11 protein-coding genes are annotated in these 12,434 nt (G+C 69.0%); 6 read left to right on the forward strand and 5 right to left on the reverse strand.

The window, feature by feature from the left end:
* Positions 1–184: 184 nt before the first annotated feature.
* From ACZ69M_RS22705 to ACZ69M_RS22715, 3 genes are read left to right on the forward strand one after another with little or no spacing between them, the layout of a single operon-like run.
* Positions 185–709, forward strand: a complete 525-nt coding sequence (locus ACZ69M_RS22705) for a PadR family transcriptional regulator (protein WP_067368291.1) — start codon at positions 185–187, stop codon at positions 707–709.
* Entirely contained in the window at positions 706–1,392 is a 687-nt protein-coding gene (locus tag ACZ69M_RS22710) for an ABC transporter ATP-binding protein (protein WP_470052232.1), read from the forward strand. The genes ACZ69M_RS22705 and ACZ69M_RS22710 overlap by 4 nt, the downstream gene beginning before the upstream one ends.
* Complete coding sequence (locus ACZ69M_RS22715) at positions 1,389–3,737, forward strand: ABC transporter permease (RefSeq protein WP_470052234.1); 2,349 nt, start codon at positions 1,389–1,391, stop codon at positions 3,735–3,737. The genes ACZ69M_RS22710 and ACZ69M_RS22715 overlap by 4 nt, the downstream gene beginning before the upstream one ends.
* Positions 3,738–3,759: 22 nt before the next feature.
* On the opposite strand, the gene ACZ69M_RS22720 is transcribed toward ACZ69M_RS22715, so the two are convergent.
* Complete coding sequence (locus tag ACZ69M_RS22720; protein WP_470052236.1) at positions 3,760–4,713, reverse strand: LysR substrate-binding domain-containing protein; 954 nt, start codon at positions 4,711–4,713, stop codon at positions 3,760–3,762.
* 215 nt (positions 4,714–4,928) lie between these two features.
* Between ACZ69M_RS22720 and ACZ69M_RS22725 the strand changes: the two genes are divergently transcribed.
* Together ACZ69M_RS22725 and ACZ69M_RS22730 are read left to right on the forward strand one after the other, a co-directional pair.
* The gene (locus ACZ69M_RS22725) at positions 4,929–5,483 is read left to right on the forward strand and encodes a peroxiredoxin (RefSeq protein ID WP_054235005.1); all 555 of its coding nucleotides are present in this window, start codon (positions 4,929–4,931) and stop codon (positions 5,481–5,483) included.
* A 6-nt stretch (positions 5,484–5,489) separates the two neighbouring features.
* A complete protein-coding gene (locus ACZ69M_RS22730) occupies positions 5,490–6,023 on the forward strand; it encodes an alkyl hydroperoxide reductase (protein WP_060894603.1) in 534 nt (177 codons plus the stop codon).
* A gap of 235 nt (positions 6,024–6,258) precedes the next feature.
* Here ACZ69M_RS22730 and ACZ69M_RS22735 read toward each other — a convergent pair whose 3' ends face one another.
* The 4 genes from ACZ69M_RS22735 to ACZ69M_RS22750 all read right to left on the reverse strand — a co-directional run bounded on the left by ACZ69M_RS22735 (position 6,259) and on the right by ACZ69M_RS22750 (position 11,375).
* Entirely contained in the window at positions 6,259–7,716 is a 1,458-nt protein-coding gene (locus ACZ69M_RS22735; RefSeq protein ID WP_470052238.1) for an AI-2E family transporter, read from the reverse strand.
* A 134-nt stretch (positions 7,717–7,850) separates the two neighbouring features.
* Positions 7,851–8,543: an aggregation-promoting factor C-terminal-like domain-containing protein gene (locus ACZ69M_RS22740; protein ID WP_470052240.1), complete on the reverse strand. Its 693-nt coding sequence runs from the start codon at positions 8,541–8,543 to the stop codon at positions 7,851–7,853.
* A 435-nt stretch (positions 8,544–8,978) separates the two neighbouring features.
* Entirely contained in the window at positions 8,979–10,304 is a 1,326-nt protein-coding gene (locus ACZ69M_RS22745) for a PhoH family protein (RefSeq protein WP_470052242.1), read from the reverse strand.
* Between the two features lie 297 nt (positions 10,305–10,601).
* Entirely contained in the window at positions 10,602–11,375 is a 774-nt protein-coding gene (locus ACZ69M_RS22750) for an isoprenyl transferase (RefSeq protein WP_470052244.1), read from the reverse strand.
* Between the two features lie 607 nt (positions 11,376–11,982).
* Between ACZ69M_RS22750 and ACZ69M_RS22755 the strand changes: the two genes are divergently transcribed.
* Complete coding sequence (locus ACZ69M_RS22755; RefSeq protein ID WP_470052245.1) at positions 11,983–12,318, forward strand: DUF192 domain-containing protein; 336 nt, start codon at positions 11,983–11,985, stop codon at positions 12,316–12,318.
* Positions 12,319–12,434: the final 116 nt, after the last annotated feature.

Here is a 12,434-nt window from a genome sequence, read left to right on the forward strand (position 1 = left end):
GGGGTCGTTCTTCGGTTGCGGGTGGGTGCTCTGACCTTGCTGCCCCGGTCCGCTTTTCTCAGCCCGTCCGGCGTGGTGACGGAACCGTGACAATCGGGCGTGAGCTGCACGGACGTGGCGTTCAGCATGATCTATTCGTGGTGTGTATACGTGCGGTGTATACGCCGTGTGTAGAGTGCTCGGCATGTCCATCGGTCACACCCTCCTAGGACTCCTGGAGTCCGGGCCCCGCCACGGTTACGACCTGAAGCGGGCCTTCGACGAGAAGTTCGGTCACGACAGGCCGCTGCACTACGGCCAGGTCTACTCGACGATGTCCAGGCTGCTCAAGCACGGACTCGTCGAGGTCGACGGGATCGAGGCGGGCGGCGGCCCGGAGCGGAAGCGGTACGCGATCACCGACGCCGGGATCACCGACGTACAGCAGTGGCTCGCGACGCCGGAGAAGCCCGAGCCGTATCTGCAGTCGACCCTCTACACGAAGGTCGTTCTCGCGCTGCTCACCCACCGGGACGCGTCCGAGATCCTCGACACGCAGCGCTCCGAGCACCTGCGGATGATGCGCATCCTGACGGACCGCAAGCGCAAGGGCGACCTCGCCGACCAGCTGATCTGCGACCACGCCCTCTTCCATCTGGAGGCCGACCTGCGGTGGCTGGAGCTCACCGCCGCGCGCCTCGAAAAACTCGCCGAGGCGGTAACCCGATGACCCCCGCAGGCTCCCTGCTCACGGCTCACGACCTGCGCAAGGCGTACGGCCCCACCAGCGCCCTCGACGGCGCCGAGTTCTCCATCCACCCGGGCGAGGTCGTCGCCGTGATGGGCCCCTCCGGCTCCGGCAAGTCGACCCTCCTGCACTGCCTGGCCGGCATCGTGACTCCGGACTCCGGATCCATCGTCTACAACGGCCAGGAGATGGCCACCATGAACGACGCTCAGCGCAGCGCGCTGCGGCGCAGCGAGTTCGGGTTCGTGTTCCAGTTCGGGCAGCTCGTTCCCGAACTGACCTGTGTCGAGAACGTCGCCCTCCCGCTGCGGCTCAACGGCACCGGGCGCAAGGAGGCCGAGCGAACCTCCCTGTCCTGGATGGAACGGCTGGAGGTCGACGACCTCAAGAACAAGCGGCCGGGTGAGATATCCGGCGGCCAGGGACAGCGGGTCGCCGTGGCCCGGGCACTGGTCACCAGCCCGCGCGTACTCTTCGCGGACGAGCCCACCGGAGCACTCGACTCCTTCAACGGCGAACGCGTGATGGATCTACTCACCGAGGCGGCCCGCTCGACCAACGCCGCCGTCGTCCTCGTCACGCACGAGGCACGGGTGGCCGCCTACTCGGACCGCGAGATCGTCGTACGCGACGGAAAGTCCCGCGACATGGAGCGGGTCGTATGAGCGCCGCTCCCATCGTCCGGCAGTGGTCCAGAGACCTGGCCATGGGCGCCAGGTTCGCCTTCACCGGCGGACGCGAGGGCTGGATGCGTGCGGTCCTCACGGCCGTCGGGGTCGGGCTCGGCGTCGCACTGCTGCTGCTCACCACGGCGCTGCCGAGTGCGCTCCAGGCCCGCAGCGACCGCGAGAAGGCCCGTACGGACATCACGTACACCGATGTGGGCATACCCGAGGCGTCCGATCGGACCCTGCTCGTCGCGTCCGTCGACGACACCTACCGCGACAAGGACATCCGCGGACGCGAGGTGCAACCCGAGGGGGCCCGGGCGCCGCTGCCGCCGGGGGTGAAGAAGCTCCCGGCGGTGGGCGAGATGGTGGTCTCCCCCGCGCTGGCGGACCTGCTGAAGTCCGACAGCGGGAAACTGCTGCGCGAGCGGCTGCCCTACCGCACCATCGGCACCATCGGGGAGCCCGGTCTGGTCGGCCCGACCGAACTCAGCTACTACGCGGGCGCCGACAACCTCGCCCCGAGGATCGACGGCTCCAGAGTGACCCGTATCGACCACTTCGGGGAGCCCCTCGGACCGCCCGACAAACTGGACCCCGTACTCCTCCTCCTGATCATCGTCGTCTTCGTGGTGCTGCTGCTGCCGGTCGGTGTCTTCATCGCCGCGGCCGTGCGCTTCGGCGGCGAGCGGCGCGACCGGCGGCTCGCGGCACTGCGCCTGGTCGGCTCCGACAGCCGGATGACCCGGCGGATCGCCGCGGGCGAGGCCCTCGCGGGCGCCGTCCTCGGGCTCGCCTTCGGCACGGTCTTCTTCCTGCTGGCCCGTCAACTGGCGGGATCTGTCGAGATCTTCGGCAAGAGCGTGTTCCCGAGCTATCTGAACCCCACGCCCGCACTGGCCGCCCTGGTCGCCGTCGCGGTGCCCGCGGCCGCGGTCCTCGTCACCCTGCTCGCACTGCGCGGAGTCGTCATCGAGCCGCTCGGCGTGGTCCGTGCGGCCAAGCCCGCGCGGCGCCGACTGTGGTGGCGGCTGCTGCTGCCGATCGGCGGACTCGCGATGCTCTACCCGATGATCGGCAAGGGCAACACCAGCGGAAACTTCAACCAGTACCTGGTGATCGGCGGTGTCCTGCTGCTCCTGATCGGCGTGACGGCGCTGCTGCCCTGGATCGTCGAAACGGTCGTCGCCCGGCTCGGATCCGGCTCGGTGTCCTGGCAACTCGCCATCCGCAGACTCCAGTTGAGCAGCGGAACGGCGGCCCGCATGGTCAACGGCATCGCGGTCGCGGTGGCCGGTGCCATCGCCCTGCAAATGCTGTTCGCCGGAGTCGAGGGCGACTACACCAAGGACACGTCGTACGACCTCCAGCGGGCGCAGATGCAGATCCGCCTGCCGTACGACGTCCCGCTCGACCAGGCCCGCGAGCAGTTCACGCGGACCAAGGGCGTACGACAGGTCACCGCGATCGGCACCGGTTCGCTGGGCGACAAGAAGCGGGACCCCGACACGTCCACGACCGTGACCGTCGGCAACTGCGCGTCGCTGCGCAAGCTGGCCAAGCTGCCGACGTGCCGCGACGGCGACATCTTCCTCGTCAAGGGCTCCGACAGCGACCTGGACGCGCTGAAGCTCGCCAAGCCCGGCCGAACCCTCTACATCGATCCCTCCTACGCCGAGAGCTTCAGGGGCAGGGAGGTCGCCTGGACCGTACCGCAGGGCATCAAGCCGGCCCGGACCCGCACGGACGCGACGAACGGTCTGACCGGCGGCGTCCTGTTCACCCCCAGCGCACTGCCGGCCGGGGCCGCGCGGGCGATCGAGGGCGACGCCTATCTGCAGATCGACCAGTCGGCACCGGACATCTACGACATCGTTCGCAACACCACGGCGAAGCTAAGCCCGCTGGCCCACGCCTGGACCTGGTCGTCGACCCAGGAGGACAACCGCTACACCTCCATCCGCACCGGCCTGTCCGTCGGCGCGGCCTGCGTCCTGTTCCTGATCGGCGCGAGCCTGCTGGTCTCCCAGCTGGAACAGCTGCGCGAGCGAAAGAAACTGCTCTCCGTCCTGGTCGCCTTCGGCACTCGACGCCGCACGCTGAGCCTGTCGGTGCTCTGGCAGACCGCGATCCCGATCGCGCTGGGTCTGCTGCTCGCTTCCGTGGTCGGCGTGACCCTGGGTGTGGTCCTGCAGAAGATGACGAAGGTCTCGGTGCGCGTGGACTGGCCGAGCCTGCTGTCGATGACCGGCATCGGCGCGGGAGTCGTCCTGCTGGTGACCGCGCTCAGCCTGCCACCGCTGCTGCGCCTGATGCGGCCGGACGGCCTGCGCACCGAGTGACGGGGCCCGTGGGCCGGGGCGCTCAGGCGTCCCGGTCCCACACCCGTACCGGCAGTGGCCGCAGCGCTTCTCGGAGCGCTGCGGCCAGTTCCTCGTACTCGCCGCCCCGCGCGGCCCCGGCGCGCATCGCCAGCGCGATCCGCCGGGTCGGCGCCGGGTCCGCGAAGTAGCCGGTGAGGAGCTGGTTGCTGCGCGTCGTCTCGACCTTGACGGCGGTGCGCGGCAGCAAGGTGCAGCCGAGGCCGCCGGCGACGAGCTGGACCAGGGTGGACAGGCCCGCGGCCGTGGTGGTGACCGGCGCGTCCTCCCGGCCCGCCTCGCGGCAGATGTCGAGGGCCTGGTCGCGCAGACAGTGCCCCTCGTCGAGCAGGAGCAGGTTGAGCTCGCGCAGGGCTTCGCGGGGGATTCCCTCCCGGCCGCCGAGCGAGTGGTCGAGCGGGGTGACGAGCACGAAGTCCTCGTCGAACAGCGGGAGTTCGGTCATGCCGGGCACGCCGAGGGGGACGGCGAGCAGCAGCAGGTCGAGACGGCCGGAGGTCAGCCCGTCGAGGAGGTTGGCGGTCTGTTCCTCGTGGACCTGGAGGTCGAGGTCCGGGTAGCGGTCGTGGACCAGGTTGAGGACGGTGGGCAGGAGGTAGGGCGCGACGGTGGGGATGACGCCGAGGCGCAGCGCCCCGGTGAACGGCGCCCGTACCGCCTCCGCCTCCTCCATGAGCGCGCCGACCTCGTCCAGTACCGCCTTCGCGCGTACGGCGAGACGCTCGCCGGCGGGTGAGAGCAGCACCTTGCGGGTCGTACGCTCCAGGAGGGTCACGCCGAGCGTCTCCTCCAGGACGGATACCGCACCCGACAGCGCGGGCTGGCTCATGCCGATCGCGGCGGCCGCGTCACGGAAGTGCAGGTGCTCGGCCACGGCGGCGAAGGCGCGCAGCTGGGCGAGGCTCGGCTGACGGCGCCCGCTCCCCTTGGGACTCATGGCTCCCTTGCCGCTCATGGGGCCCCTGGAGCTTGCATTGCCCATCGGGCTGGCCATGGCCGTACCTCTTACTCATAGTCACTGATAGTTGTAGTCGATCAACACGACCGAGTGTAGCTATTTCCGTAATCAATGCAGCGTGTGCCAACATCAGCTTCGTCCAACCCCCGGGAAACGCCCCCAAAAAGGGCTTTTCCCTGCTGCAAGGAGAGCGCGTGCTCACTGTCGGTGACAAGTTCCCCGAGTTCGATCTGACCGCCTGTGTCTCGCTGGAGAAGGGCGAGGAGTTCCAGCAGATCAACCACAAGACCTACGAGGGTCAGTGGAAGGTGATCTTCGCATGGCCCAAGGACTTCACCTTCGTGTGCCCGACCGAGATCGCGGCCTTCGGCAAGCTGAACGACGAGTTCGCCGACCGTGACGCTCAGGTGCTCGGCTTCTCCGGCGACTCCGAGTTCGTGCACCACGCCTGGCGCAAGGACCACGACGACCTGCGTGACCTTCCCTTCCCGATGATGGCCGACTCGAAGCACGAGCTCATGCGGGACCTCGGCATCGAGGGCGAGGACGGCTTCGCCAAGCGTGCGGTGTTCATCGTCGACCAGAACAACGAGATCCAGTTCTCCATGGTGACCGCCGGTTCCGTCGGCCGTAACCCCAAGGAGGTCCTCCGGGTCCTCGACGCACTCCAGACGGACGAGCTCTGCCCGTGCAACTGGACCAAGGGCGAGAACACCCTCGACCCGGTGGCGCTCCTGGCGGGTGAGTAACCCTCCATGTCCCTCGACGAACTGAAGTCCGCCCTGCCGGACTACGCGAAGGACCTGCGTCTCAACCTCGGCTCGGTCATCGGCAACTCGGACCTTCCGCAGCAGCAGCTGTGGGGGACGGTGCTGGCGTGCGCGATCGCGGCGCGGTCGCCGCGGGTGCTGCGGGAGCTGGAGCCGGAGGCGAAGGCTCAGCTGTCGCCGGAGGCGTACACCGCCGCCAAGTCGGCTGCCGCGATCATGGCGATGAACAACGTCTTCTACCGCACGCGGCACCTGCTGTCGGACCCCGAGTACGGGACCCTGCGGGCCGGTCTGCGGATGAACGTCATCGGCAACCCCGGTGTCGAGAAGGTCGACTTCGAGTTGTGGTCGCTGGCGGTGTCCGCGGTGAACGGCTGCGGGCAGTGTCTTGACTCCCATGAGCAGGTGCTCCGCAAGGCGGGCGTCGACCGGGAGACGATCCAGGAGGCATTCAAGATCGCTTCCGTGATCCAGGCGGTCGCCACGACCCTGGACGCCGAAGCCGTTCTCGCGGAGTAGCCTCCGCGTCTCCTCTCAGGTCCCGTTCACCCTGGCCGGGTGGGCGGGGCCTCGGCTTCCCCTGGGGGCACCGCCCCCAGACCCCCAGGTGGGTCCTTCGGCTGCGGGCGGGTGGGGGCTGGTCGCGCAGTTCCCCGCGCCCCTAAAAGCATGGGGCGCCGGGGCGCAGCCCCACCCGCCCGCGGGCGAAGGAACCGTCCGGAGTGGGTGGGGTCGTCAGGGAGATGGGGGATCGTCAGGGAGATGGGGGGCGTACCGGGGCGACATCCATCGCCGTGGCGCCCCGCGGCTCCGGCGCGTGGTGGAGTCCCGGCTCGCGGGAGTACGAACGCAGGTATCCCACCACCGTGTTGGTGACCGCCACCAGCGGCACCGCCACCACGGCCCCGCCGATCCCCGCGACCAGCCCACCCGCGGCGACGGAGAGGACCACCGCCAGCGGATGGACCCGGACCGCGCGGCCCAGGATGAACGGCTGGAGGATGTGGCCTTCGATCTGCTGGACCGCGAGGACCACGACGAGGGTCATGACCGCGGTGAACACGCCCTGGGTGACCAGGGCGACGACGACCGCGAGCGCGCCCGAGGCCACCGCGCCGACCAGGGGGATGAAGGAGAAGAGGAAGATGAACACGGCCAGCGGGACGGCCATCGGGACGTCGAGGAAGTAGATGCCCAGGCCGATGAAGGTCGCGTCGATCAACGCCACTATCACCGTGCCCCGGACGTAGGCGGTGAGCGTCCGCCAGGCGCGCGGTCCGGCACCGGCGACGCCCGGCCGGGCCGCCGCCGGCACCAGCTTCAGCGTCCACTCCCAGATCCGCTTGCCGTCGTAGAGAAGGAAGAGCGTCGAGAACATCGTCAGGAGGATGCCGGTCAGGGCTTCCACTATGACGGTCACGCCCTCCAGCCCCGCCGACGTGATCTGGTCCGTGTTCGCGCCGATCGCGTCCCGCAGGTTCTTGGCGATCTCGTTGATCTGCTTGTCCGTCACATGGAACGGGCTGTTGAGGAGCCACTTGCGCAACTCGTCGATGCCGTCCTGGATCTGGTTCGAGAGGTTGTCGATGTTCTCCTGGACCTGCCAGACCACGAACCAGCCGACCAGCCCCATGATGACGAAGCCGAGGATCGCGGTGAGCGCGGTGGCGAGGCCCCTGGGGAATCCCAGTCTCTTCAGGCGCGCCACGGTGGGCTGCAGGAGCGCGGTGATGAGCAGCGCGGCGACGAAGGCCAGTACGACCAGTTGTACGGCGCTGATCACCCGCATCAACACCCAGAGGGTGCCCGCGAGAACGAGCAGCCGCCAGCCGGCCTCGGCCGCGACCCGTACGCCCCACGGCACGGCCAGGACGGGATCGGGCCGGGTGTCCGTCTCCGGCCCACGGGTGTAGTGGAGGACGGGGGCGGAAACGGCGGAGGGCTCCGAATCGGAATCGGATCCGGGTTCACGTTCGCCGGGGGTGATTTCGGGGGTGGGTTCGGGGCGGGCGTCGGCAGGGGGTGCGGAAGGCTTCGCGTCCGTCCGTACCGTCGTCGTGGCGCCGCGCGGCGACCGGTCCTCGGTCTCGTCGATCAGGTCGAGCGAGCCCCCCGACTCCTTCTCCACCTCGGCGCGGCGCTCGTCCAGCCGCGCACCCAGCTCGGTCAGCCCGGCGCCGAGCCGGCCGAGCAACCCTGGCACTCTCGACATGATCCGTCCTTTTCCCCCGCTTCTCCCCACCACTCCCCCCTGGAGTCGTCGGTTCCGACCGTACATGGCCGAAGCCCCTCACCCTAGGACGGGGAGGGGCTTCGAAAGGTTGAGCGGCCAGAGGTGACGGCGGCTCAGTAGTTGCCGTGAGCCTGCCAGTACGACCAGGCGTCGCAGGGGCTGCCGTAGCGCTCGTTCATGTAGTTGAGGCCCCACTTGATCTGCGTGGCCGGGTTGGTCTGCCAGTCGGCACCGACGGACGCCATCTTGTTGCCGGGCAGCGACTGCACGAGACCGTAGGCGCCGGAAGAGGGGTTCTGCGCCCGGTAGTTCCAGGTGGACTCGTGGTCCACGATGTTGCTGAAGCACTGGAACTGACCGCTGGGGATGATCTGACGCGCGATGGCCTGGACCTCGGCGACGGTGTACGAGGACTGCGGGGCCAGGCTGACAGCGGCGGTGGCACGCGTCTCGGAGCGGCTGGCCGCTTCCGCTGCTTCCTTGCGCGCCTTGGCCTCCGCAGCGGCCTTCTGCTTCGCGACCGCGTCCTTGGCCGCCTGCTTGCGGGCAGCCTCCTCCGCGTCCTTCTTGGCGCTCGCGTCCGCGGCGATGGCCTGTGCGTCGGCCTGCTGCGTCAGGGACGCGGTCTGCACCTGGGCCTGCTGGCCCGCAGGTATGTCCGCGAGCAGAGTCGAGTCGCTCGCCACAGCCTCGGCGTCGTTCGACGGCTGGCCGGTGTTGCCCGAGGCAACACCACTCACGGCGCCGACAGCGGTGACCGCGGTGGCCGAGGCCACTGCGAGTCCCCGGACCGAAATCCGGCTCACACGGTTTCCTTCCAGCATCGCCCGCTTAGGTGACCCTCGCGGACGCAATCGTGCCCCTGAACGCTGGCCTCCCAACTACGGGGTCACGGGAGGCACGGGCCCGGTGGGCAACTCCCGTGACGGAAGTGCCGCGTGGTGCGCGGGCGGCATACGACGACTCTATGGAGTTCTGGTGTTCCTGAGGTGCGGTACCGCTGGGGGTACACGTGTGTCGTATGCGGGGCCTGACAGGACTGAGACTCTGCCGTAACCCGACGCCGCGAGGCAATTCCCCGTTGCGTGTGAAAGCTCACACCCCGTTTGCCTCAGGAGTTTCGCGGAAACAAGCGCGCACGCAGACGCCGCCCGGCTAGGCTCTTCGCCTTTTGCCGGGCGGCGTCAACTACCGTGCATCCACCACGTTTTGACCAACCAGGTCAAGTGGTCACAGATAGGTCAGATCTGTCCGTCCTCCAGCATTTCGGTCACAAGTGCCGCGATCTGGGACCTCTCGGAGCGGTTCAACGTCACGTGCGCGAAGAGCGGATGACCCTTCAGCTTCTCCACGACGGCGACCACACCGTCGTAGCGGCCGACGCGCAGATTGTCCCGCTGTGCCACGTCATGGGTGAGAACCACCCGCGAGTTGGCGCCGATGCGCGACAGAACGGTCAGCAACACGTTCCGTTCCAGTGACTGGGCCTCGTCCACGATCACGAAGGCGTCATGCAGGGAGCGGCCGCGGATGTGGGTGAGCGGCAGGACCTCCAGCATGCCGCGCGCGGTGACCTCCTCGATGACGTCGCGCGAGGTGACCGCCGACAGCGTGTCGAAGACCGCCTGCGCCCAGGGGCCCATCTTCTCGGCCTCGGAGCCGGGCAGATAGCCGAGTTCCTGCCCGCCCACCGCGTACAGCGGCCGGAAGACCATCACCTTCTGGTGCTGGCGTCGCTCCAGCACCGCCTCCAGACCCGCGCAGAGCGCGAGCGCCGACTTGCCGGTGCCGGCCCGGCCGCCCATCGACAGGATGCCGATGTCCGGGTCGAGCAGCAGATCGAGCGCGATGCGCTGCTCGGCGCTGCGGCCCTTGATGCCGAAGGCCTCCCGATCGCCCCGCACCAGCCGGACGTTGCCCTCGGCGGTGACACGGCCGAGGGCCTTGCCGCGCTCCGACTGGATCGTCAGACCGGTGTGCACCGGAAGGTCGGCCGCTTCGGGGACGTACGCGTGTCCCTCCTCGAAGAGGATGTCCACCTGCTCGCCGGACAGGGTCAGTTCGGACATTCCGGTCCAGCCGGAGGAGCCCGTGATGGCCAGTTCCGCGCGGTACTCCTCGGCGAGGAGGCCGACGGACGAGGCCTTGATCCTGAGCGGCAGGTCCTTCGAGACGACGGTGACGTCGTACCCCTCGGCCTGCAGATTGCGGGCGACCGCGAGGATGCGGGAGTCGTTGTCCCCCAGGCGGTACCCGCTGGGCAGGACGCTGGGGTCCGAGTGGTTGAGCTCGACGCGTACGGTCCCACCGAGATCCCCGATCGGGATGGGGGCGTCGAGACGACCGAACCGCACCCGGAACTCGTCGAGCAGGCGCAGGGCCTGCCGGGCGAAGTAGCCGAGTTCCGGATGGTGCCTCTTGGCCTCCAGTTCCGTGACCACGACGATCGGAAGCACTACCTCGTGCTCGTCGAAGCGGCTCAGGGCGTTCGGGTCGGCCAGCAGGACGCTGGTGTCGAGAACATAGGTGCGCCGGTCTGGCATACGGCGCTTTGTGCTGGTCACCACGGAAGGACGTACCCCCTCGGATGAGGTCGGGGAGCGACGGAGAAGAGCTGGACCGGTCCTGGCCGCATTGCGCGGGCCGGAGACCGGCCCTCCGTCTCGTCCGTACTGACCGCACGGTCGGGCTGGTGCAAAGGGCCTCCCGGGCGGACGGCCCCGTGCCGTCCGCTGAGATACGACACCCGTGGTTCGGGCGTCGACCTGCATGGCTTATGCCCTCGAACATGCGAGGCCATGCAAGAGCATGTGGCCACGCGTTCGTTAACTCCGGATGACGCGCACCCCTCGCATCCCCCTGGGTCAGCCTCCGTAGCGGCGGTGTCGCGCCGCGTAGTCACGCAGGGCGCGCAGGAAGTCGACCTTGCGGAACGCCGGCCAGAAGACTTCGCAGAAGTAGTACTCCGAGTGGGCGGTCTGCCACAGCATGAATCCGGACAGCCGCTGCTCGCCGCTGGTGCGGATCACCAGGTCGGGGTCGGGCTGGGCACTCGTATAGAGGTGCTTGCCGATGAGGTCGATGTCCACCGACTCGGCGACGTCCTCGATCGAGGAGCCCTTGTCGGCGGCGTCGAGGAGCATGGAGCGCACGGCGTCGGCGATCTCCTGGCGGCCGCCGTAGCCGATGGCGACGTTGACCACTATCCCGTCGACGTGCGCCGTGGTCTCCTCGGCCTCCTTCAGCGCGGTCTGCATCTGGGAGGGCAGGATGTCCGGCGTGCCGACGTGGTGCACGCGCCAGCGGCCGTCGGCGGCGAGGGTGCGTACGACGCCCTCGATGATGCCGAGCAGGGGGACGAGCTCCTCCTCGGGGCGGTCGAAGTTGTCGGTCGACAGCAGCCAGAGGGTGACGACCTCGACGTCGGTCTCCGAGCACCAGCCGAGGAACTCCTCGATCTTGTCGGCGCCGGCGCGGTGCCCCTGGGCGGCCGTGCTGCCCGCCGCCTTCGCCCAGCGCCGGTTGCCGTCCATGATGACGCCGATGTGCTTGGGCACCTGGTCGTGGTCGAGGTGGCCCTCCACCCTGCGTGTGTAGAACCTGAGCAGCAGCCGGCGCAGGTTGTCCCGCAGGTTCACGTGTTGTCAGCCCCTCCGTGCGGATCGGACAGGCGCGGCAGAGCGGCCTCGCTCAGCGCAACCCCTGTCCATATGACGGCCCCCGGGGGCGAAGCCTACCCCCGCGAAACCAACGGCCCGGCAAGGGCCTGTCTCGTCGATCACGCTGGAGGAAAGCAGCGGCGCCTCGTCGATACCCGTGAACGGGGTGGGGGCGCTGCGTCACCGAGGCCGGTCGCCGAGGTCAGGGGGGCGCATGGGGGCGCAGGCCGAGGCGGTGGCGGGGTGGGGGGTGGGGGCACAAAAAACGGGCCGGTCCGTGGGGGGGAGACGGACCGGCCCGAGGGGGGGTTTCCACCATAACCCTTCGTAAGTGATGCTGCGTGCATCGGCGTGCCACAACTACTCTCCGAAACCGGACGACGACACCACGGTGGCCCCGGAACCTCTCATTCAGGGCGTGACCATGGCCGAATCACAGCGGATTCAAAGGGAATGGAGAGGTAAACGGAGAGATCCGGAGGGTTTGCGACCAACTGGGTCTTCCCTGCCGACTCGCCCCCACGTACTCCGGGAGAGTGACGCGCCGCCGTGTCGCCGGCTTGACGGCGCCGCTAACTTCGCACCCATGGCCATGCTCACCACGCCGGGGATCCCCGCACCGGTGCCGCTTGAGGTCGCCGCGTCGGCCCGCGCCCGGCGCCGTGGACTGCTCGGGCGCGACGGGATCGACGGGGCCCTGCTGCTCTCGCCGGCCGGTGCGGTGCACACCCTGGGGATGCGGTTCGCGATCGACGTCGCCTATATGGACCGGAAATTCCGCGTCCTGGCGGTGCGGACGATGAAGCCGGGGCGCATGGGGCGCCCCCGTCCACGCTCCCGCCACATCCTGGAGGCGGAGGCCGGGGCGATGGAGCGATGGGGCGTACGGCGCGGGGCGCAGATCACGGTGCACGACCGGTGATGCGGCGTCAGACGGGGCGCAGCACCGCGCAGCCCCCTCCACTGCGCGGTGCCACACGCGCAGCTTTGCTCACGCGAATTACCTTGGTCTGAACTTACGTGAGGCGAACCGCCCGG

The sequence above is a fragment of the Streptomyces sp. NPDC107454 genome, from assembly GCF_055582885.1.